General features: G+C 54.6%; 24 protein-coding genes and 2 tRNA genes. 18 read left to right on the top strand and 8 right to left on the bottom strand.

All coding sequences use genetic code 11. The features are described from left to right. Positions 1-44 precede the first annotated feature (44 nt). From rsmA to JMG82_RS07625, 6 genes are all read left to right on the top strand, one after another. The gene (gene rsmA / locus JMG82_RS07650; protein ID WP_201352116.1) at positions 45-905 is read left to right on the top strand and encodes a 16S rRNA (adenine(1518)-N(6)/adenine(1519)-N(6))-dimethyltransferase RsmA; all 861 of its coding nucleotides are present in this window, start codon (positions 45-47) and stop codon (positions 903-905) included. Beyond that, positions 850-2,919, top strand: a complete 2,070-nt coding sequence (locus tag JMG82_RS07645; protein WP_201352115.1) for a ribonuclease J — start codon at positions 850-852, stop codon at positions 2,917-2,919. Before rsmA ends, JMG82_RS07645 begins: the two co-directional genes overlap by 56 nt. Positions 2,920-2,997: 78 nt before the next feature. Beyond that, the gene (locus tag JMG82_RS07640) at positions 2,998-3,963 is read left to right on the top strand and encodes a KpsF/GutQ family sugar-phosphate isomerase (protein ID WP_201352114.1); all 966 of its coding nucleotides are present in this window, start codon (positions 2,998-3,000) and stop codon (positions 3,961-3,963) included. Next, positions 3,960-4,796, top strand: coding sequence for a pseudouridine synthase (locus JMG82_RS07635; RefSeq protein WP_201352113.1), 837 nt, complete (start codon positions 3,960-3,962; stop codon positions 4,794-4,796). Before JMG82_RS07640 ends, JMG82_RS07635 begins: the two co-directional genes overlap by 4 nt. 6 nt (positions 4,797-4,802) lie before the next feature. Beyond that, positions 4,803-5,195 (top strand): secondary thiamine-phosphate synthase enzyme YjbQ, encoded by a 393-nt coding sequence (locus tag JMG82_RS07630; RefSeq protein ID WP_201352112.1) that lies wholly within the window; start codon positions 4,803-4,805, stop codon positions 5,193-5,195. A gap of 42 nt (positions 5,196-5,237) precedes the next feature. Then, positions 5,238-6,431 carry a replication-associated recombination protein A gene (locus JMG82_RS07625; protein WP_201352111.1) on the top strand — a complete coding sequence of 398 codons (1,194 nt, stop codon included), beginning with the start codon at positions 5,238-5,240 and terminating at the stop codon, positions 6,429-6,431. 109 nt (positions 6,432-6,540) lie between these two features. Here the strand turns inward: JMG82_RS07625 and pgeF are convergent, their stop codons facing one another. Both pgeF and JMG82_RS07615 read right to left on the bottom strand, forming a co-directional pair. After that, positions 6,541-7,233, bottom strand: a complete 693-nt coding sequence (gene pgeF / locus JMG82_RS07620; RefSeq protein ID WP_201352110.1) for a peptidoglycan editing factor PgeF — start codon at positions 7,231-7,233, stop codon at positions 6,541-6,543. Further along, on the bottom strand, positions 7,230-8,036 hold the full coding sequence (locus JMG82_RS07615) for a DUF6544 family protein (protein ID WP_201352109.1): 807 nt from the start codon (positions 8,034-8,036) through the stop codon (positions 7,230-7,232). The genes pgeF and JMG82_RS07615 overlap by 4 nt, the downstream gene beginning before the upstream one ends. A gap of 412 nt (positions 8,037-8,448) precedes the next feature. Here JMG82_RS07615 and JMG82_RS07610 point away from each other — a divergent pair, with 412 nt between their 5' ends. The 5 genes from JMG82_RS07610 to JMG82_RS07590 all read left to right on the top strand — a co-directional run bounded on the left by JMG82_RS07610 (position 8,449) and on the right by JMG82_RS07590 (position 12,015). Beyond that, complete coding sequence (locus tag JMG82_RS07610) at positions 8,449-9,846, top strand: DegQ family serine endoprotease (RefSeq protein ID WP_201352108.1); 1,398 nt, start codon at positions 8,449-8,451, stop codon at positions 9,844-9,846. Positions 9,847-9,865: 19 nt separating this feature from the next. Then, on the top strand, positions 9,866-10,540 hold the full coding sequence (locus JMG82_RS07605) for a response regulator transcription factor (RefSeq protein WP_201352107.1): 675 nt from the start codon (positions 9,866-9,868) through the stop codon (positions 10,538-10,540). After that, positions 10,537-11,763: an ArsS family sensor histidine kinase gene (locus JMG82_RS07600; RefSeq protein WP_201352106.1), complete on the top strand. Its 1,227-nt coding sequence runs from the start codon at positions 10,537-10,539 to the stop codon at positions 11,761-11,763. The genes JMG82_RS07605 and JMG82_RS07600 overlap by 4 nt, the downstream gene beginning before the upstream one ends. An 83-nt stretch (positions 11,764-11,846) precedes the next feature. Next, positions 11,847-11,922 (top strand) — tRNA-Lys (locus JMG82_RS07595). A 16-nt stretch (positions 11,923-11,938) separates the two neighbouring features. Beyond that, positions 11,939-12,015: transfer RNA gene (locus JMG82_RS07590), tRNA-Asp, on the top strand. Positions 12,016-12,093: 78 nt separating this feature from the next. Here JMG82_RS07590 and JMG82_RS07585 read toward each other — a convergent pair. The 4 genes from JMG82_RS07585 to JMG82_RS07570 are packed head-to-tail and all read right to left on the bottom strand — an operon-like array spanning position 12,094 to position 14,442. After that, positions 12,094-12,867: a YdcF family protein gene (locus JMG82_RS07585; protein ID WP_201352105.1), complete on the bottom strand. Its 774-nt coding sequence runs from the start codon at positions 12,865-12,867 to the stop codon at positions 12,094-12,096. Beyond that, positions 12,864-13,859, bottom strand: a complete 996-nt coding sequence (gene purM, locus JMG82_RS07580; RefSeq protein ID WP_201352104.1) for a phosphoribosylformylglycinamidine cyclo-ligase — start codon at positions 13,857-13,859, stop codon at positions 12,864-12,866. The genes JMG82_RS07585 and purM overlap by 4 nt, the downstream gene beginning before the upstream one ends. Next, positions 13,856-14,092, bottom strand: a complete 237-nt coding sequence (locus tag JMG82_RS07575; RefSeq protein WP_201352103.1) for a phosphoribosylaminoimidazole synthetase — start codon at positions 14,090-14,092, stop codon at positions 13,856-13,858. The genes purM and JMG82_RS07575 overlap by 4 nt, the downstream gene beginning before the upstream one ends. A gap of 38 nt (positions 14,093-14,130) precedes the next feature. Continuing rightward, the gene (locus JMG82_RS07570) at positions 14,131-14,442 is read right to left on the bottom strand and encodes an MTH1187 family thiamine-binding protein (protein WP_201352102.1); all 312 of its coding nucleotides are present in this window, start codon (positions 14,440-14,442) and stop codon (positions 14,131-14,133) included. A gap of 63 nt (positions 14,443-14,505) precedes the next feature. Between JMG82_RS07570 and JMG82_RS07565 the strand changes: the two genes are divergently transcribed. The 5 genes from JMG82_RS07565 to JMG82_RS07545 all read left to right on the top strand — a co-directional run bounded on the left by JMG82_RS07565 (position 14,506) and on the right by JMG82_RS07545 (position 17,943). Beyond that, positions 14,506-14,805 carry a hypothetical protein gene (locus tag JMG82_RS07565; RefSeq protein ID WP_236579116.1) on the top strand — a complete coding sequence of 100 codons (300 nt, stop codon included), beginning with the start codon at positions 14,506-14,508 and terminating at the stop codon, positions 14,803-14,805. 96 nt (positions 14,806-14,901) lie between these two features. Then, complete coding sequence (locus JMG82_RS07560; RefSeq protein WP_201352101.1) at positions 14,902-15,717, top strand: spermine/spermidine synthase domain-containing protein; 816 nt, start codon at positions 14,902-14,904, stop codon at positions 15,715-15,717. Position 15,718: 1 nt separating this feature from the next. Further along, positions 15,719-16,318, top strand: coding sequence for a dephospho-CoA kinase (gene coaE / locus JMG82_RS07555; RefSeq protein WP_201352100.1), 600 nt, complete (start codon positions 15,719-15,721; stop codon positions 16,316-16,318). Between the two features lie 78 nt (positions 16,319-16,396). Beyond that, complete coding sequence (gene dapF / locus JMG82_RS07550; protein WP_201352099.1) at positions 16,397-17,161, top strand: diaminopimelate epimerase; 765 nt, start codon at positions 16,397-16,399, stop codon at positions 17,159-17,161. Next, positions 17,158-17,943 (top strand): glucosaminidase domain-containing protein, encoded by a 786-nt coding sequence (locus tag JMG82_RS07545; protein WP_201352098.1) that lies wholly within the window; start codon positions 17,158-17,160, stop codon positions 17,941-17,943. Before dapF ends, JMG82_RS07545 begins: the two co-directional genes overlap by 4 nt. A gap of 31 nt (positions 17,944-17,974) precedes the next feature. On the opposite strand, the gene prfA is transcribed toward JMG82_RS07545, so the two are convergent. Continuing rightward, positions 17,975-19,042, bottom strand: coding sequence for a peptide chain release factor 1 (gene prfA / locus JMG82_RS07540; RefSeq protein WP_201352097.1), 1,068 nt, complete (start codon positions 19,040-19,042; stop codon positions 17,975-17,977). A 22-nt stretch (positions 19,043-19,064) separates the two neighbouring features. After that, the gene (gene rpsT, locus JMG82_RS07535) at positions 19,065-19,334 is read right to left on the bottom strand and encodes a 30S ribosomal protein S20 (protein WP_201352096.1); all 270 of its coding nucleotides are present in this window, start codon (positions 19,332-19,334) and stop codon (positions 19,065-19,067) included. Between the two features lie 95 nt (positions 19,335-19,429). Here rpsT and glmM point away from each other — a divergent pair, with 95 nt between their 5' ends. Next, positions 19,430-20,770 (top strand): phosphoglucosamine mutase, encoded by a 1,341-nt coding sequence (gene glmM / locus JMG82_RS07530; protein ID WP_201352095.1) that lies wholly within the window; start codon positions 19,430-19,432, stop codon positions 20,768-20,770. Next, entirely contained in the window at positions 20,763-21,197 is a 435-nt protein-coding gene (lspA, locus tag JMG82_RS07525) for a signal peptidase II (RefSeq protein WP_201352094.1), read from the top strand. Before glmM ends, lspA begins: the two co-directional genes overlap by 8 nt. Positions 21,198-21,208 lie beyond the last annotated feature (11 nt).

The following is a 21,208-nucleotide window of genomic DNA, read 5'->3' as shown; positions in this document are numbered from 1 at the left end:
AGCGTTTTTTAAAAAAATAATCTTTATTTAAGAAAAGTTTCAGTATGATTAACCGCAATTCCCATTCGACCGACAGAAAGCGAGCCAAGAAAAAATTTGGCCAGAATTTTCTGAAAGACGAAAGTGTGCTGCGCAGGATCATCGAATCGATGCCCAACGACGACAAACCGGTCGTGGAGATTGGGCCTGGATTAGGTGATTTGACCAGGTACCTGGTCGAGGAAAAGGATGTCACCGCTTATGAGGTGGACAGAGACCTTTGCGAACATTTGCGTGAACGTTTCAAAGCAGCCATAAAAAAGGGCCGGCTGAAACTGCGATGCGGAGATGTTCTGAGTCACTGGGAACGAGAGAGTTTGGAAGACCGGCCTTATCATCTGGTTGCCAACCTCCCCTATTACATCGCGACAAACATCATTTTACGTGCGCTAAAAGACCCGAACTGCTCCACTCTTCTGGTCATGGTGCAAAAAGAGGTGGCCGAAAAATTCAGCGCGAAAGCGGGCGAAAAGGCCTTCTCGGGTTTGGCCATACTCGCACAGAGTGCCGGAGAGGTGCGCCGGATTTTCGACGTGCCACCCGAAGCTTTCGTTCCGGCGCCCAAAGTGATGTCGTCAGTGCTGCAGATCGTCAAAAAATGCACGCTTGACGATCCGGCGTTCGAATCTTTTCTGAAAACGGCTTTTACCCAGCCGCGCAAAACGCTGGCCAGGAACCTCTCGGCCCGTTTTGACAGAAAAGATGTCGCCACGGCACTCGATGCCCTCGGTCTCGCTCCCTCTGTCCGCCCCCACGAAGTGGAAACATCCCTCTATCACCACCTATACAACATTTTAAAAGGTGATACAGATGGACGAAAAGAAACCACAGGAAAAGAGCAACGCATCAAACAGCGGCAGCGGTAACAGCAGCGGAAGCAATCAGCAAAACAGCGGTTCCGGCAGCCGCGGCCGGCGCCCACGGCGCCCGAAAAACAGCACAGGAAAGAGCCAACAGCAGGGCGAGAAACGGCAGGATCAGCAAAAGAGCGGCCCATCCGGCGGTCAGGGCAGATCGCGCGGCGGACAGAGAGGACGCGGTGGGCAGAGAGGTCGGGGACGCGGCAGCGCACGAAACCCCGAGTCCCACTATAAAACACCCGCCAACGTCAAACGCAGCAGCGACGGCATCTATACCGACATCAACCAGGCGATCGCGGCCAACAAAGCGGTCCATGAGGAGCGTCTCAACACCGCTGCCAAGATCGACATCGGCAACAAGGCACGCGTCCGCTTCACCCCATTGGGCGGCCTGGGCGAAATCGGCGGGAACATGGCGGTTCTCGAGACGGAAAACAGCGCCATCATCATCGATGTGGGAATGAGTTTCCCCACCGAGGAGATGCACGGTGTCGACATCCTCGTTCCCGATTTCAGCTACCTCCGTACCATAAAGGACAAAATCGCGGGCATCGTCATCACCCATGCCCACGAAGATCATATCGGAGCGGTTCCCTACCTCTTCAAAGAGATGAAGTTTCCCATTTACGGCACGCCGCTGCCGCTGGGGATGATCGCCAACAAATTCGACGAGCACGGTCTGAAAAACGACAAAGCCAAATATTTCCGTTACGTGGAGAAACGCAAACCGATCAAAATAGGCGATTTCGAAATCGAGTGGATCCACATGACCCACTCGATCATCGACGCCTCCTCGCTGGCGATCCGTACGCCGGCCGGCATCATTATCCATACCGGAGACTTCAAGATCGACCACACACCGGTCGACGGCTATCCCGCCGACCTGCACCGGCTGGCCCGCTACGGCGAAGAGGGGGTGCTGCTGCTGCTCTCCGATAGCACCAACTCGCACAAACCCGGCTTCACCCGCAGCGAAAAGACGGTGGGGCCGACCTTCGACCACCTCTTTGCCAAAGCGAAGGGACGGGTGATTATGTCGACGTTCTCCTCCAATATCCACCGGGTCTACCAGGCGATCGAACACGGTATCAAATACGGCCGCAAGGTGGCGGTCATCGGCCGGTCGATGGAACGCAATCTGGAGACAGCCAGGCAGCTTGGCTACATCGATCTGCCCGAAGATATCTTCATTGATGCGCACGAAGTGGTTCGCTACAGCGACGAGGAAGTGCTGATCGTCACGACCGGAAGCCAGGGAGAGCCGATGAGCGCGCTCTACCGCATGGCGACGGATGAGCATCGGCACATCAAGATCAAGCCCAGCGACACCGTCATCATCTCCGCCAAGGCGATTCCGGGCAACGAAGGGAGCGTTTCGAGGGTCATGAATCACCTCATGAAAGCGGGCGCGACGGTAGCCTACCAGGATTTCAGCGAAATACACGTCTCGGGCCATGCCGCGCAGGAGGAGCAGAAGCTGATGCTGCGCCTGACCCAGCCCAAATTTTTCCTGCCGGTCCACGGGGAGTACAACCACATCGCCCGCCATGCCAAAACGGCGGTCGAGTGCGGTGTCGACGAGCGCAACATTCTACTGATGAGCGACGGCGACCAGGTGGAGATCACCCCCAAATACATGAAAAAGGTCAAGGCGATCAAAACCGGCAAGACCTATATCGACAACCAGGCCAACGCCGAAATCCAGAACGATATCGTCCTCGATCGACAGAAGCTGGCGACGGAGGGAATCATCATGATCGTGGCTCAGATTGATCAGCGCACCCACAAGCTCATGGGCCATCCGAGGGTCAGCTCCTTCGGTCTTGTTGCCGACAAAGATGACAAAAAATTCGCCAAAGAGGTGGAGGCGATCATCGAAACCTATATGATGCATCAAAAAGATGCCGAGCAGCTCGATACGCGGACCATCGAAAACGATATACGGCAGGCGGTACGCAAGCATGTACTCAGAAAGATGAAGCGCTATCCGCTCATCGTTCCGACAATCTACGTCGTCTGACATCTCCGGCACGGGGAGGGCATGCCCTCCCCTCTTTCGCAATTATGATAAAATCTACCAAAAAAGACAGGGAGATCGATGAATCTTCGCGACATTGCCAAAGAGGTCCTGCAGACCGAAGCGCAGGCGCTTTTGGATGCGACCCGGCGTATCGATGAAAACTTCGACAAAGCCGTCGAAATCATATACGGCACGCGGGGCAAATGCATCGTGACAGGTGTCGGAAAGTCGGGGCTGATCGGTACGAAGATCGCCGCGACACTGGCGAGCACGGGAACGCCAAGCTTCTTCATCCACCCCACCGAAGCGCTCCACGGCGATCTGGGAATGATCGGCCCGGAGGATTCGGTTCTCGCCATCAGCTACAGTGGCGAAAGCGAAGAGCTGATCAACATCCTCCCCCATATCAAACGGTTCGATATCCCCCTGATCGCGATGGCGGGAAATCCCCGATCGACGCTGGCCGGCTACGGGGATGTCTTTCTTTCGATCCATGTCGAAAAAGAGGCGTGTCCTCTGGGGGCCGCACCCACCTCATCGACCACGCTGACCCTGGCACTTGGGGATGCGCTGGCCGTGGCGCTGATGAAAAAGCGCCGGTTCAGGGCCGAAGATTTCGCTTCGTTCCACCCTGGAGGCACACTGGGCAAACGCCTCTTTGTCAAGATTGAGGATCTGATGCGCCGGGAAAACCTGCCTGTCATCGGCACGAAAACCCCTCTCAAAGAGGCGGTGGTGGTGATGAGCGAGGGGCGCCTGGGGAATGTGCTGATTCTCGATGATGAAAAACGGCTTGTCGGGGTGCTGAGTGACGGCGATGTCCGGCGCGCACTGATGAAAAAGGATTTTTCGATCGATACCGATGCCTTGAAATATGCCAATCTCTCGCCAAAAACATGTAAAAATCCCCGTATGCTCGCTGCCGAAGCGCTTGAGATGATAGAAAACCATAAAATCCAGATGCTTCCCATCGTTGACGAAGAGGGACGTGTGAAGGGTGTGCTGCACCTTCACGATCTGGTAGAAGCAGGAATCAAATCATGAGCCGACAAAGGCCAAAAACAAGAGAGGGAGTGCGTCTTAACAAATTCATCTCCCACAATACGAAATACTCCCGGCGCGAAGCCGACAGGCTGATTGGTGAGGAAAAGGTCGAGGTCAACGGCAAAGTGGTGACCGACCTTTCGACCCGCATCGGGGAGGATGACAGGGTCAAGGTCAACGGCCGGTTCGTCAAACCGCGGCCAATGCATGAAATGACGGTTGTTGTCTACCACAAACCCAAAGGGGAGCTGGTGACAAAAAGAGATCCCCGTGGTCGCAGAACCATTTACGACTCACTGCCGAAACGATTCGCCCATTTCGTGCCTATCGGACGGCTCGATTTTGCCAGCGAAGGGCTGCTGCTTTTGACCGATTCCCCCCGTGTGGCCGACATTCTGATGCGAAGCAACCTCGAACGGGTCTACAATCTCAAGCTCCGGGGCAGCATCACCCCCGCCATGGAGAAAGCGATGCAGGAGGGGATCCGGATCAAAGGGAAAAAGGGAGCCCATGAAAAGAGTGAGATCGATGAGATGGCGTTCGCCCCTTTCTTCGCCTATCAGATACTCAAAAACGAATCCAACTATTCGAAGATCCGGGTGGCGATCGGCGAGGGAAAAAACCGGGAACTGCGGCGCTTTTTCGCCCATTTCGAACGGGAGGTTCTCGACCTGCACCGCATCAGTTTCGGCGGCATCAGCCTCAACAACCTGCCCAAGGGGAAAACCCGCTTTCTGACCCAAAAAGAGTACGATGACCTGCACGCTTTCATCAAGGCGCAGCAGGAGGCGGAATTTCTCGGGAAAAAGAAAAAACAACGAGAGGAGGAGTAAAAGCAGATGACGGAATTGAAAATCAATACTCGGCATACATCCGAAATGGTGGATATCACCGAAGAGGTGCGTGAAGCCGCGATCAAGAAAGGGATCAAAAGCGGGCTTGTCGCCGTCTTCACCCCCCATACGACCTGCAGTATCGTGCTTTTTGAAAACATCGATCCGAAACTGCGGCGCGATTTTCTCGAGGCGATGGGGCGCATCGCTCCCGCCGGCTACGGTTACCACCATCAGGGGGAGAATGCGGCGGCCCATATCAAATCCGCCATCTGCGGCGCGCGCGTTGTCGTTCCGATGGAGAACGCGAAACTGATGGTAGGCCAATGGCAGGGGATTTTTCTCTGCGAGTTCGACGGTCCGAGGGAGAGAAGAGTGATCGTCCAGGTCATCGGGTAGTCTCCCAAATACCGGAAGCGGCTTCCGCGGCGTCGCTGAATCATGCGTAAAAATCTTGCTCTCCTCTACCGTCCCAGAACGCTTGGGGATTTCATCGGACAGGCCCACCTGCTCGCGCCCTCTTCCCCCCTTCGCAGACTGATCGAAGAGGATGCACTGCAGCACAGCTTCTTCTATGGCCCTCCGGGCGTGGGCAAAACCACTCTCGCCCGCATCGTTGCCGAGAGACTCGATTACCCCTTCTACGAGTTCAATGCCACGACACTCAAAGTCGACGAACTCCGGTCCATATTCAAAAAGCACGCCCACGCGCTCAGAAAGCCGCTTGTTTTCATCGATGAGGTCCACAGGCTTACCAGGACCCAGCAGGAGGTTCTCCTGCCCTTTATGGAGCGTTACGATGCGTTAATCATCGGTGCATCGACCGAGAACCCCTACTTCTCGCTGACGGCGGCGATGCGCTCCCGATCGCTTCTTTTCGAATTCAAACCCCTCCGGCGCGAGGATCTGGAGAAGATGCTCGCGCGCGTGACAGCCAAAGAGGGGATCGAACTCGACGCGGAGGCGAGAAACTATCTGCTCGACTCCAGTGGCGGCGATATGCGTGCGATGCTCAATCTTCTCGAGGCCGCTGCCGGCGTGAAACGTTCCATCGATCTGCCGACGCTCAGAAGTCTCCGTCCTGGCGCACTGCATGACGGCAGCAACAGTGCCGACACCCACTACAACCTCATCAGCGCTATGATCAAGAGCATGCGGGGAAGCGACATCGATGCAGCCTTTTACTGGATGGCGCGGCTCATCGTCGGAGGCGAACCGCCCGAATTCATCGCCCGGCGCATGGTCATCTTCGCAAGCGAGGATATCGGCAACGCCAATCCCAACGCCCTGGGTGTCGCGGTCGATACGATGAATGCCGTAAGCCGTATCGGCTATCCCGAAGCGCGTATCATCCTGGCCCAGTGCCTGGTCTATCTCGCATCCTCTCCCAAATCCAACGCCGCCTATGTCGCCGTCAACAAAGCGGTCAAGGCGGTGGAGAAGGGAGTGATCCAGCCCGTACCGAAACATCTGCGAAGCCCGGACCATCCCGGCTACCTCTACCCTCACGATTTCGGCGGCTGGGTCGAGCAGGCCTATCTTGAAAAGCCTCTGCATTTCTACGACTCAAAAGGTGTCGGGTACGAAAAACGTCTCGACGAGTGGATCAAGAAGATCAAAGGCAAGGAGCACTGATCTCTCTTTTATGCCCGCCCGATGCCTTCGAACTCGTCGTCCATGCACGTGACGGCATCCCGGTCGACGATGCGGCGGCCGGTTCGGTTCATAGGATTTTGTACCGGCTCTATGCCATCCAGATGAGACCCGCGAATCGCCCCGTTTTCCCCTCTTTCCGATAAGAGTAGTGGTTGGGAGAGCAGGCGGTGCAGGTGGCGGAAATCTCGATATTCCGGGCTTTCACTCCAACGTCTTCGAGCATATCGGCATTGAGCCGCTGCAGATCAAGATAACGACCGTTCATATAGTGCGGACCGAAACTTTTTTCGACAATAGCGGCCAGATCTTCGCCGATTTCGTAGCAACACGGGCCGATCGAAGGACCCATGAGGGCATGAATGTCGGCGGCTTCGCATCCGAACCTCTCCTGCATCGTTCGAACGGTTTTTGGAGCGATTTTCAGGAAGGTGCCGTTGCGCCCGGCATGGACGGCGGCAATGACGTGCCGGACGGTGTCGTAAAGAAGCAGGGGAATGCAGTCGGCTGTCATGACGGCAAGAGCGACACCCGAAAGGTCGGTAACCAGGGCGTCGCAGGCCGGAAAGGTGGCAGTTTCCGCCTTGGCGACAAGGCGGATGAGATCGCCATGAACCTGTTCCATCCAAACGATGGGCACATTGCCGATGGCGCGGGAGAGAAGAGTGCGGTTGCGCAGGACATCCTCTCTGCGGTCGCCTACGTGCAGGGCGAGGTTGAAAGAGGTGTAGGGTGGTCGGCTCACACCGCCGCCGCGATCGGTGAAGAGGGTTTTGATGGTCACAGACGTTTGGCGGATGTCAGCCTGTAGCGGGTATAGACGATCGGCTTGTTTCCGATGATCCATGCCTCCTCGACCGACTGAGGCAGATGAAGACCGTCGTATTCGCCATAGGCATGGACGATCATCTGCCATGTAGCCGCTCTTTTTTCGTTTTTGCCCGGACGTATCCTGTCGCCGCTGATCGCTTTGACGAGATCACCATCTTCGTCGCTTTCAAAAACGACGGATGCGGTGAGGTTGCCGTCTTCGATGATTGCTTTGACATGCCGTTCGTCGATCGGTTCGTAACGGATACAGCTACAGCGCAGAAGCGCGGGATTGAAAAGGCCATAGGCCAGCAGGCGTGCCAGTTCGGAGCGGGAGAAAGCTTCCGAATCGAATGTGCCGGTCGGGATGATGCCAAAGAGCATCGTCTCCATTTTCGAATGGCCGGCATGATAGGTTTCGAGGGCATTGAAGGTAAGGAGGGGATTGCTTTTGAGACGGATGGCCCAGAGCATGTCGGCAGAAGGGCGCAGCAGGGTGAGGGCATGCATGCCGATGGGACGGGAGGAGGGTTTGCGCCTGAAATCGCCCGCCGTCTCCAGGACGATCGTTCGGTACTCTTTTTGAGGGATGCCGGTACGGTTCAGGTATCGTTCGATGAGGGAAGGCAGAACCTCCCGGCGCGGCAGCGTACCGTTGTTTTCACTGAAAGCTTTCGCGAGCGTCTGGAAGGTGGTGTCGAAGCTCGCTTGGCCGTACCAGACAAACCCGGCATTGGCCAGAATGAGCAAAATCGCGACAGCGATGATTTTTTTCATGAGAGGAGCCACACGGTTTCCTTGTAGAATTTTTGGGAAATTATACCAATATTTACTTTCTGTTTACTATTCGTTGGAAGGCGTTTACTTTACATGTTCTACAATACTCTTAACCATTTGACAGGGCGTCAATGGTGTCGGCTCTCTTTCAAACCCTATGCACGCAAATTGCATTCTTACTCCCTTGGGCACCTTGTAGGGGTGCCGCGCAAATTGCCTCCTTTCCTAAAAGACCGTAGAAGCGCATAGGGTTTGAAAGAGAGCCGATCCTCATTTTTGCCTCATGAATCAAGGAAAAGGCGACAGACAGTGTGTCATCGTGACGATTGACAAAAATGTCACACGCCGATTTTCTATCCCTGAAAAGCGCTAGTGTGCAACAGAGAAAAAGAAACAGACGAAGGAGATTTCTATGAACGGAAAAGTATGGGTTCTTTCAGCAGTATTGTCCGCTGCCCTGGTGGCGGGCAATGTCCATTTCAGCCAGGCGCCCGCCGCCGAACGAGTCATGCCGGAAGCGGGCAAGATTCTTTCGTTCAACAAAGCGATCGAACATGCCAGCCGGTGCGTTGTCAACATTTCGGCCAAGAAAAGGATCAAGGAGAATATCCCCCAGGCGTTCATGGATCCCTTTTTCCGCCAGTTTTTCAATATGCCTTTCGGACAGATGATGCCCAGAGAGCGGATTCAGCGATCGCTCGGTTCCGGTGTCATCGTGACGAAGGACGGCTACATCGTTACCAACAACCATGTGGTCGACGGTGCGGATGAGGTGCATGTGACACTTCCCGGGGACACGAATGAGTACAAGGCGAAGATTGTCGGCACCGACCCCAAAACTGATGTCGCCGTCATCAAGATCGAAAAAAAGGATCTTCCGGCGATTAAAATGGGCGATTCCGATACCCTCAAAACAGGCGATCTGGTTTTTGCCATCGGCAATCCCTTCGGTGTGGGCGAGAGTGTCAGCCAGGGAATCATTTCGGCTCTGGGCAAAGACAGCATGGGGATCAACCAGTATGAAAACTTCATCCAGACCGATGCGGCGATCAACCCCGGCAACAGCGGCGGGGCGCTTGTGGACAGCCGCGGTGTTCTCATCGGCATCAACAGTGCCATTCTGACGCGAAGCGGTGCCAACAACGGAATCGGGTTCGCGATTCCCGTCAATATGGTCAAACGGGTCGCCACCCAGCTGATCGAACACGGGAAGGTGGAATACGGCTATTTGGGTGTGAGCATCAGCAATCTCGATCCAACGTTGCAAAAAGTGTACAAGAACAAAGAGGGGGCCGTCATTCTCGATGTCGACGAAGATACGCCGGCGAAAAAGGCGGGATTGAAGCGGGGCGACCTGATCATCGAAGTGAACGGCAAGAAGATCAAGGATGCCAGCGACCTGAAAAACGTGATCGGATCGATTCCGCCCGGCAAAGAGGTGACGATTGCCTACGAGCGCAACAAGAAGGTCGAACATGTGAAGGTGAAACTGGCCGAATTCCCCGACAGCAAATTCAAAATCGAAGGGGACAGGGGTGTCGTCAATGGGTTGACACTCCAGAATCTGACACCGCAGATTCGCAACCAGCTCGGCATTCCGGACGATATCGAAGGGGTGATCGTTTCGGAAGTCAAGCAGGGAAGCGAAGCCGATAAAGCCGGATTTATGCCGGGAGATATTATCATTCAGATAGAAGATACGATGATCAAAGATGTCAAGGATGTTGAAAAAGCGATGAAACGATACAGCGGAAAGAAACGTGTCTATATCAACCGTCGCGGCATGATTCGCATTCTCGTCGTCGAATAGGTCGAGACAAAGGGGATCAATGGTCAAAGTGTTGATGATCGAAGATGACGAGGAGCTTGCGGAGATACTGACCGAGTATCTGCAGCGTTTCAATATCGAGGTGACCTCCGTGCCGGACCCTTTTTTGGGGCTGAGCGCGCTGGAAACCGAACACTTCGACCTGGTGATCCTCGACCTGACCCTGCCGGGGATGGATGGGCTGGAGGTGTGCGAAGAGATTCGGAAAAAGACCAATGTGCCCATCATCATCTCCTCCGCACGCAGCGACATTACCGACAAGATCGTCGGTTTGGAGAAAGGTGCGGACGACTATCTGCCCAAACCCTACGACCCCAGGGAGCTGGTGGCGCGCATCAAAACGATTCTGCGCCGTATCGGACGTGACAAAAGCGAGCATGAAAGCCAGCGCGCCGACCTCTATCTCGACGAATCGACGAAGATGATCTATCTCTATGGCGAGCCGCTCAATCTCACGGCGGCGGAGTACGGCATTTTGGCCTATCTGCTCGAACACGCCAACGAAGTGGTCTCCCGCGAAGACCTTATCTACAATGTCGATGCGGTCCATGAAGAGAGCTCCCTAAAAAGTATCGACGTGATCATCAGCCGCATACGCCATAAGCTGGGCGACAATCCCAAGCACCCCCGTTTCATACGCTCCGTGCGTGGCCTTGGGTACCGCCTGACACCATGAGACAGCCGCTTCGCCGCGTATCGATCTTCGTCTTCATCGCCGCGATCTTCGCGATCGCCTTTCTCGCCGCCGGAACCGCCTTCTACTTCTACAGCATCAACGACCGGTTTCGCCACAACCAGATGGTGGTACAGCGCAATATCCTCTTCGCCCAGAATATTCTTCTGCGCATCGAGCGCGGGGATACAGCCGACAAAATTGCGGAAACATCCAGGAAGTACGGTATGAAATGGATTCTCGACAGGGAAGAGGGGAAAGCGCTGCTGATGGGCGCCAGACTCCTGGGGCGGCAGCCGACACCCTCCGGGTTTATCGATATGCTAAAAAAAGGCGATCACATCTATGTGCTGATCAATGCCCGCGGCAAGCTGATCCTGTTCGAGGATCTGAAATTCAGGCCCTACGACCCGCTTGTCGTCTGGGTCTATTTCGGAGTCACCGCTTTCATCATGCTTCTGATTTTCTGGGCCATCTGGTTCAAACTGCGGCCTCTCAAATACCTGCAGCGGTGTATCAGGAAATTCGGGGAGGGGGAGCTCGAGATTCACTGCCGGATCGACGGGAGCGACGAAATCGCCCAGGTTTCCCAGGCCATCGACGAAGCGATCGGTCGCATCCGCCTGCTCATCAGCTCCCGCAATCTCTTTATCCGAAACATCATGCACGAACTCAAAACCCCCCTGACCAAAGGGCTTTTGACAGTCCAGATGCTGCCCGAATGCAAGCAGAAGGAGCGGCTGGAGCGCATATTCATGCGTCTTGACAGCACCATCAGCGAATTCGGGACAATCGAGCAGCTCAGCAGCGGGAAATTTCCCCTTAGCCTCCGACCCATCGTCATGCAGGATCTGGTGGATCAGGCGATCGACCTGGCCATGATCGAAAAGGAGAAGGGCAGCTACGATATCAAGCCCGCACGCATCGAGGGGGATTTCAAGCTGCTCAGCATCGCCCTGAAGAACCTCATTGACAACGCGATCAAATACTCGCCCGACAAAACCTTCCGTCTCATCGCCGACGAGGAGGCGATCATCGTGGAAAACCGCGGCAAGAAACTCCCCCATTCCCTGGCGTATTACATTCAGCCCTATACGCAAGGAAGCGATGCGATCAGTGGACTGGGGCTGGGACTTTATATTGTCGACATGATCGCAAAAGCCCATGGCTTTGGCTTCGAATACCGCTACGAAGATGGCAAAAACCGCTTCATCGTAAAATTTTAGGCTCCATTGCGAAGCCGCTTCTGTCACGGGAACGAATTCTAAACGGAATTTAAAGAAAAGAGAGTATAATTTCGGTCCCGGTTGACCCGTTAGCTCAGCTGGTAGAGCAATTCCCTTTTAAGGAATGGGCCGTTGGTTCGAATCCAACACGGGTCACCACTTTCTTCTTCATGGTGCGGTGGTAGTTCAGTTGGTTAGAATGCCGCCCTGTCACGGCGGAGGTCGCGGGTTCGAGTCCCGTCCACCGCGCCATCCTGTCACAGACATTCCATTTCAGAAAATCGAAATTTTACGAGAAAACACCACCCGCTTCGCTTAACCTCTGCGGCTTCATTTCGTTTCTGCCGCATCTCTTAGCGAAATTTTGACAATCCCGAAATATTCGTGAAGCGCCCGGCAGCTGTTATACAGGGCGTCGATTTGCGGAAGTAAGTCGTATCCGTCCCAAGGCTCTTTCGAGACGTGGAAATCCGTGGCGGCCGGAACCGCATCGATGCCGAAATGGGCGAAAATCATCAGGGCGCGCCTCATATGCGAGGCCGATGTGACGACAACAACTTTGGGTGATGGGGGAAGAAGCTGCCGGGTGTAGAGGACATTCTGGTAGGTATCGAGACTCCTCTTTTCCGGCAGAATGGCGAACCGTTTTTCGTAGGCCTCTATGCGCGGAGGTTGGGTGGCCAGAATGGGTCCGAGATCCTTAAGTGTATCGAGGAAAGCGTCGCCCTCCGTGTAGCCGTGCAGTCCGCCGCCGCTGACAATGAGTGGCAGATCGAGTTTTTTGGCGACAATCAGAGCGTAGACGGCACGTTTGAACGCCAGCGTTTTGAGCGGGAAGTTTGGACTCTCTTCAATCTTTCCGCCACCCAGCATGACGACGGCATCGGCATCGGCGGGAAGCTGCACTTTCCGATAGGGCGCCTCCAGCGGTTCCAGCAGGGCGTGCCCGACAGGCTCGAGACTCAACAGATAGAAGAGCGCGGCAGATGTGGCGAAAAAGGGGCGCCAACGCCTGGCGAGAAGGGCCGCAAGGACCAGCACGAGGATGAAGACGCCCGGCGGCAGGAAGAGGGCACCGAAGAGTTTGGAGAGGGTGTAGATCAAAAGAGGGTCACACCCTTTTCACCGAGCTTGAGAGACCCGATGACATAACCGTCGCTTTGGGCGAGGACATCGTCGACATTGTCGGGACTGACCACCAGCACCATCCCCACTCCCATATTGAAAGTGCGGAACATCTCCTCTTTTGCGACATGCTGTCCGATTAGCTCGAAGATGGGCAGGGTGCGAATCTTCTCGATTTCGATCACGGCGTGCATATTGTCGGGAAGGACGCGGGGGAGGTTTTCGACAAGACCGCCGCCGGTAATGTGGGCAAGGGCATTGATTTTCTTCTTCAGCGCCTTGAAGGTCCTCACATAGATACGTGTCGGCGTCAGCAACGTTTCGATAAGCGGTTTGCCGTCGAACGGATCGTCGAAACTCATCCCCAGCTTTTCGAAGAGCAGTTTGCGCACCAGCGAGAAACCGTTGGAGTGGATGCCGCTGCTTGGAAGGGCAACCAGGACATCCCCCTCCCTGACATGTTCGAGGCGGTTCATCTCCCCCTTTTCGGCGATGCCGACGGAGAAACCGGCCAGGTCGAAATCGCTGTCGCTGTACATTCCGGGCATCTCCGCCGTCTCACCGCCGATGAGGGCGCATTCGCTCTGGCGGCACCCTTCCGCGATTCCCTCCACGACCGCTTTGGCGTCGTTGACATCGAGTCTGCCCGTCGCGTAGTAATCGAGAAAAAAGAGAGGGGTTCCGAAATTGCAGATGAGGTCGTTGACACACATGGCGACCAGGTCTATGCCGACGGTGTCGAGCCTGCCGCTCTCTATCGCGAGCTTGAGTTTTGTTCCGACGCCGTCGGTGGCAGCCAGCATGACGGGCTCTTTGTACCCTTTCGGGACCGCGTAGGCGCCGGCAAAGGAGCCGATCCCGCCGATCACGTTGGCATCGAATGTCGATTTGACGGCGGGTTTGATCGCTTCGACGAAGGCGTTGCCCGCATCGATATCGACACCGGCATCCTTATAGCTGACTCTGCTCATTTGTCACTCTTTTGTTTGTTCCAGTCGCACGGTCCGAATATCTTGTTGAAGAACCAAAGTGAGGGACAGAAATTGGTGAATGCCCACACCAGCATCATCAGGATGATGAAAAGCTGCAGCGCCACACCGATTTTAAGCGAAAGCGCATTGCCGGCAGCGCCCTGGGCCAGAAACATCAGGGCGAGTCCCAGCATGATCGCCGTCAAAATTCTTTGAACTCTTTCCGCGCACATACCATTCCCTCCGAAGGATAAAATTTTGCAAAATTATATCACAACTCATCGCGGGAAAGATGTTGGTTGATCGATGCGATTTTCTGCCTCATCCGTCCCGATTTTCCTTTGCGGATATCCATTTTGATCGTCGTATAGACCCGGTTGCAGTCGGGTTCTAGAACCGAATAGGCCAGATTGATGAGACGGGTCGCCTCTTCGACACTCTCGCATTCGAAAATCGTGCCCATGGGCGTGAGCTGAAAATCGATGCCGCGCTCCTTGAAAACTTTCATGATACGGCTCACATAGGCGCTGACACTTTCGCCCTTGTCGGTCGGAAACATGGCGAACTCAACCAAAGCGCTCATTGAGACTCCTTATTTGTGCTTTTGAATATAATATGAAATCCATTCTTCAATAAAGATGCAAACGTGAAACAAAGCGGCAAAGTTCAATTTCTTTTTTGGCTCTTTTCCCTCTCCGTCATGCTTTATCTCTGGATTATCTGGGTGGCGGTGCAGACTTTCGTCCTCGGTGACGCCACCCGTTCCGAATTCCCCGAAGATCGGGTGGCGCTGCTTTTCATACTCTACGGCATTCTGGTTCTCTCCACGCTTGCGGGAACGACCGTTGCCATCTTCATCAACAACAAACGCTATATCAACCGGTTCGGGGTGATGGTGATTCTCATCTTCATCACCTTTTTGGCGGGGAAAGGTTTTTTTGGCTGAAGAGGGGAGCCATTGTTTCGGAAGCGCTCTTTTTCTTCAAAAAACTTTTAACCGATTTTGCTACAATCGTTCAAAACTTCCCGACGGAGAAAGAATATGTGGCTGACTCAGGGAGTCGTAGATATTGTAAAAAACGAATACAAAGTAAAAGAGAAACTCTTTGACCAAGACGGTGTCGCCGTCCTCGATTCCGGATTTTTCGGAAAGATTCTCGTAGAAGACGACGTGGCGCTCTATTGCGAGCACGACAGCGCCATGCGGCACGAAGTGCTGGCGCATACGGCAATGTGCAGCCATGAAGAACCCCGAAAGGTGCTGGTCATTGACGGCGGTGACGGTGCGGTGGCGGCGGAACTGCTCAAGCACAAGAGGGTGAGCATCGATGTGGTGGAGCGCGACAGCGATATCGTCGATGCCGCCAAAATCTTCGGCTGTTACGACAGAGCGCTGGAGGATGAACGTGTCACTTTCAAGACGGAAGACCCCCTCGCCTTCCTTGCCGAAGCAAAAGAGGGAACCTACGACATTGTCATCTTCAACCGATTCGACGAAATCTACCTCGATGACGCAGCGGTGATGGCGCAGACCAACCGTGTTTTGACACAAAAGGGTCTGGTCGTCATGGATGCGAGCAGCCAGCTTTTCGACATGGCGGGCCACAAAAGCGTTCTTGCCGCACTGGGACGGGAATTCAAGATCGTCATGCCCTTTCGCTACACGTCGATGGTACGCACAGGCGGCGAGCAGTGGTTTGCTTTAGGAAGCAAGTTTTTCCACCCCACGGCCGATATCAATCTTCAGCGCGCCGACCTGACCGACGGATTTACCTGGTACAACAGCGATCTTCACATCGCCCAGTTCGCCCTTTCGACAGGCACGTTCGAACTTCTTAAAGAGTATATCAAGCGTTGACATGGCATTTGAGTACGCGATCGCACTGACCGGAGGTATCGCAAGCGGCAAATCCACGGTATGCAACCTTCTGAAACTCTACGGTCTGCGAATCATCGATGCCGACGCCATCGCCCGCCGTATACTGGACGAGGAGGCCGCCGCAATCGGAGAACTTTTCGGTCCCCGATATCTCAAAGAGGGCCGCATCGACCGTCAGGCACTCGGAAAACTGATCTTTTCGGATGCTGTCGCCCGCCGGGAGCTTGAGGCTTTTATCCATCCGAAAATCAGGGAGGAGATTGCCCGCCAGAGTGAAAAACAGGATGCTCTCAAAGGCCCCTACATCGTCGACATTCCTCTTTTTTTCGAAACCGGCAGCTATCCGATCGAAAAGGTTATCGTCGTCTATGCGCCACGTGAAATACAGAAGAAGCGTCTGATGGAACGGGAGGGGCTTGACGAAGAGGAAGCCGAAGCGCGCCTGAATGCGCAGATCGATATCGAAGAGAAAAGACGGCATGCCACATGGCTCATCGACAACAGCCGGAACCTTAAATATCTTCAGCGTGAAACGGAACGCATCTTCGACGAAATCACCAAATCCCGGGCATCAAACTAACAATTTCTCTTAATATAAGCACCTTTTAAGGTATGGTATAATTCCGCAGTTTTTTAACACTCCCTTAAAGGAGCCACGATGACGGCCGGCAAATATTCGGCAAGCGGGAATGACTTCGTTATTTTCCATACCTTTGTCAAGGTTGACAGAAGCGACCTTGCCAGACGTCTCTGCCACCGTCACGAAGGCATAGGCGCTGACGGGCTTATCGTCCTGCTGCCCCATCCGGAATACGATTTTCAGTGGCAGTTTTACAATGCCGACGGCAGCGAAGCGGAGATGTGCGGCAACGGAAGCCGTGCGGCGGCACTCTACGCGCACAGCAACGGGCTGGCGGGCGCGCGTATGCGTTTTCTGACACTGGCCGGTCTCATCGAGGCCGAAGTGGAAGGCAACGTTGTCACCAGCGAGTTGACACCACCTGTCATGATCGACAAAACCATCGAAGCCTTCGGGGAAACTTGGTGGCTCATCAATACCGGTGTGCCCCATCTCGTGGCGCTCAAAGAGAGTGTCGACCGCTTCGATATCGAAGAGGCGCGCACGCTGCGGCAGCGTTACAACGCCAATGTCAATATCGCAGCCGTCGACGGCGACATCCTTCGTGTGCGCACCTATGAGCGGGGGGTCGAAGAGGAGACACTCGCCTGCGGCACAGGCATGGCGGCCTGTTTCTACCGGGCCAATCTCGAAAAGAGGGTGCCCGATCGCATGAGCGTCGTTCCAAGAAGCGGCGAACGGCTGCATCTGGCGAAAAAAGGGGAGACGCTGACTCTGAAAGGAGAGGTGCGTCACACCTTTGACGCCGCCATTGACAAATTGACTACCGGAGAAGATATTTGACCAGATTGATTACAGGATTTCTGCTGACATCGGCGCTGCTTTTCGCCGATGCGGTGAAATCGTTTCCAAAAGAGTACTATGCCATCAAAGATGCTAAAAAACAGAAAGAGGCATTCGTCAAGATTCTCTATCCGCTAATTGTAAAAGCGGAGGAAAAGATCAAAACGGAGCGGACTTTTGTCGAAACCTTTTTCGCCAAACTCGAACGCAACGAAATCGTCACGCCCCTAGAGCAGGCGAAGCTTCGGGCGCTTGCGAAAAAGTACCGTATCAAAAACCTCTACGCCAAAGAGGAGTATAGAAAGCGGATCGATACGATCCCTGTTTCGCTGGTGCTTGCCCAGGCGTCGATCGAGAGCAACTGGGGACGCAGCCGCTTCGTCCGCGAAGCCAACAACCTGTTCGGAGAGTGGACCTGGGGCAAAAAAGGGATCATCCCAAAAAAACGGGAACCTGGGAAACACCACAAAATCCGCATTTTCGATTCCCTGGAAGAGTCCATCGCCTCCTACATGAAAAACCTCAACCGCCATTGGGCCTACGAAGAATTCAGGGAGGCGCGTTATCGTGCGAGAAAAGAGGGAAAAGCTTTCAACGGCTTCGTCGCGGCGGCCTATCTTCTTCGCTATTCGCAACTGCGTGAGAAGTACACCGTGATGGTAAAAAACCGCATCGAAGAGTATGCGTGGAATCTTTACGATGCGCCGGAGCGGACCCCGGCGCTGCAGAGCGGAAACGAGATGGCGATGCTCTCCTACCGGATTTTCGCCAACACCAACTGAAATTTCGACCCCGCCATGGCGGGGCATCTTTCTACAGCCCCGCTTCTTTGATCGCTTCTGCCTGGAAATGGGCGATCAGCGGCTCGATAATCTCGTCGAGCAGACCCCCTTCCATGATTTCGTTCAGACGGTACAGTGTCAATCCGATGCGGTGATCGGTGATTCGGTTCTGGGGATAGTTGTAGGTGCGGATGCGCTCGCTTCTGTCTCCCGAGCCGACCTGTGCCTTCCTGTCGGCGCTGGAGGCAGCGAGCTGCTCTTGAAGATGCTTTTCGTAGATGCGGGCCTTGAGGATTTTGAGTGCCTTCTCCTTGTTTTTGTGCTGGGATTTTTCATCCTGCATCGAGACGACGATGCCGGTGGGAATGTGGGTGATGCGCACCGCAGAATCGGTGGTGTTGACCGACTGTCCCCCGCAGCCGCTGGAACGATAGACATCGATTTTCAGATCGTTCGGGTTGATCTGCACATCCACATCCTCGACCTCCGGAAGCACGGCGACGGTCACGGCGGAGGTGTGGATGCGCCCCTGTGATTCGGTCGCCGGTACCCGCTGGACCCTGTGGGTGCCGGCTTCGTATTTGAGGCGGCTGTAGACCTTCTCGCCTTTGATGAGCGCCACGATCTCCTTGTAGCCTCCGGCTTCGCTTTCGCTGGAGCTTTCGATAACGATCTTCCACCCTTTGTTTTCGGCATAGCGGACGTAGGCTTTAAAAAGATCGCCGACAAAGAGGGCCGCTTCGTCCCCGCCGGTTCCCGCTCTGATCTCCAGGTAGATGTTTTTGTCGTCGTTGGGATCTTTGGGGATCAGGAGAAGTTTGATTTCGTCGTTCATCTTCTCCAGCTGCGGTTCCAGCTCTTTGAGCTCCTCTGCCGCCAGCTCACCCAGCTCCGGATCGGAAAGAAGCGACCTGTTCTCTTCGATCGCCTCGACCGTAGCGATGTAGGCTTTCGCTTTCTCTACAAGCGGTTCGAGATCCGACTGCTCTTTCGAGAGTTCGGTCATCTTTTTGATGTCGCTGGTGATTTCGGGAGAACTTAAAAGGGTGGTGATTTCGTTGTAGCGGTCGATAAAAGGCTGAAGTTTTTCTCGTAGCATGGGGGTGCCTCAGGCGCGCGGATTACGCGGCGCTGAGAGCGTTGACTTTGGATTGGAGGCGGCTTACTTTGCGTGCCGCGGTGTTTTTCTTGAGAATGCCTTTGCTGACATACTTGTGAAGTTCGCGGTTGGCGACTTTCATCGCGGCTGCCGCCGCCTCTTTGTCACCTGCCTCGACGGCGGCGATAACGGCTTTTGTGATGTTTTTGATGCGCGTTTTGTAGTAGCGATTGCGGGCTGTACGCTTCGCTGTTTGACGAATGCGTTTGATTGCCGATTTATGATGTGCCATGTGGTATAATCCTTGTCATTAGAAAATTTTGGGGAATCATAGCTTAAAATTTATTAAATTTAAATTAAATGTAAGATTTCCGAAGAGGGAGAAAAATGAGACTTTTCGGCACTGACGGTGTCCGCGGCATGGCGGGCAGGGATCTCGATGCGTTCGTCGCGATGAAGCTCGCCATGGCGGCGGGGATCTATTTCAGGCAGTATGCGAAGACCAACAAGATACTCGTGGGCAAAGATACCCGACGAAGCGGTTACATGATAGAAAACGCCCTTGTCAGCGGCTTGACAGCGGTAGGTTACAACGTCATCCAGATCGGCCCCATGCCCACGCCGGCCATCGCCTTTTTGACCGAAAACATGCGGTGTGACGCGGGCATCATGATCAGCGCCAGCCACAACCCATACGAAGACAACGGGATCAAGTTTTTCGATTCGCGCGGGAACAAACTGAACGAAAAGGACGAGGCGGCGATCGAAAAGATCTTTTTCGATACCGAGCGGATGATTCACGCACAGAAAACCGGCAAGGAGATCGGCTCCTCCAAGCGGATCGACGACGTGATCGGCCGCTATATCGTTCAGCTGAAAAACTCCTTTCCTCTCGATCTGACGCTCAACGATATCCGCGTGGTTCTCGATACCGCCAACGGCGCGGCCTATCGCGTCGCCCCCACCGTATTTGAGGAGCTGGGTGCCGATGTGATCGTTATCAACAACAAGCCCAACGGCTACAACATCAACGACAACTGCGGGGCGATGCATCCGGAGACGCTCAGCGAAAAGGTACGGGAATACCGCGCCGATATCGGCTTTGCCTTCGACGGGGATGCCGACAGGCTCGTGGTCGTGGACGAAAAGGGTGAACAGGTGGATGGCGACAAGCTGATCGGCGCCCTGGCTCTTTATATGAAAAAGGATGGACGGCTCAAAAACGACTGTGTCGTCGCGACGGTCATGAGCAACCAGGGATTCGAGGATTTTCTGGGCAGGCACGGCATCAGGCTGGTGCGCTCCAATGTGGGGGACAAGTACGTGCTCGAAGAGATGCAGAAGAACGACTGCGTTCTGGGGGGCGAACAGAGCGGCCATGTCATCTTCAGCGAATACGCCAAAACAGGCGACGGCCTGGTGACGGCGCTGCAGACGATCGCGCTGGTTCTTCGCAGCGGGAAAAAGACAAGCGAAGTTTTGAACCCTTTCGAGCTCTACCCGCAGAAGCTGCTCAACCTGAGGGTGGCCGAAAAGAGACCGCTCGAGTCGATCGAGGGGTTGAAGGAGAAGGAAGCCGCCATCAAAGCGGACGGCCTTCGCTCCCTGATCCGCTACAGCGGCACCGAAAACAAACTCCGCATCCTGCTGGAAGGCAAAAGCGCCAAAAAGATCGAAAGCTGGATGGAGGATCTGGAGAAATTTTTCAAAAAAGCGCTCAATGCCTAGGTCGTGGGCCGTTTTTCTGCTGGCGCTCGCGGGCATCTTTCTGATCGATCAGAGCATCAAATCGATCTTCCTCGCCGGTTGGCGATGGGAGAGTCCATGCATTTCGCTGACACTAGTTTTCAACCGGGGTGTCGCCTTTTCGATGTTCGCCTTTCTCGGTCCCTGGCTCAAATGGATTCAGCTGGCGCTTCTGGCGGGCGTGCTGGGATACGTGGTCCGCGGAAGCCACCTGAAGCGCTACAGCCTCCCCCTGGGCCTGCTTTTCGGGGCGGGTCTGAGCAATATCTCCGACCGCTTCGTGCACGGGGGTGTCGTCGACTATGTCGATTGGCACTGCGGTTTCGACTTCGCTGTTTTCAACTTCGCCGACGTGATGATCGACCTGGCGGTTCTGTGGATTTTGATTCTGAATTTTAAGAAAAAATAAAAGAATCTTTT

This window comes from Hydrogenimonas urashimensis (assembly GCF_016593255.1).
GTDB classification, from domain to species: Bacteria; Campylobacterota; Campylobacteria; order Campylobacterales; family Hydrogenimonadaceae; genus Hydrogenimonas; species Hydrogenimonas urashimensis.
This window is presented reverse-complemented; position numbering and strand designations above follow the sequence as displayed.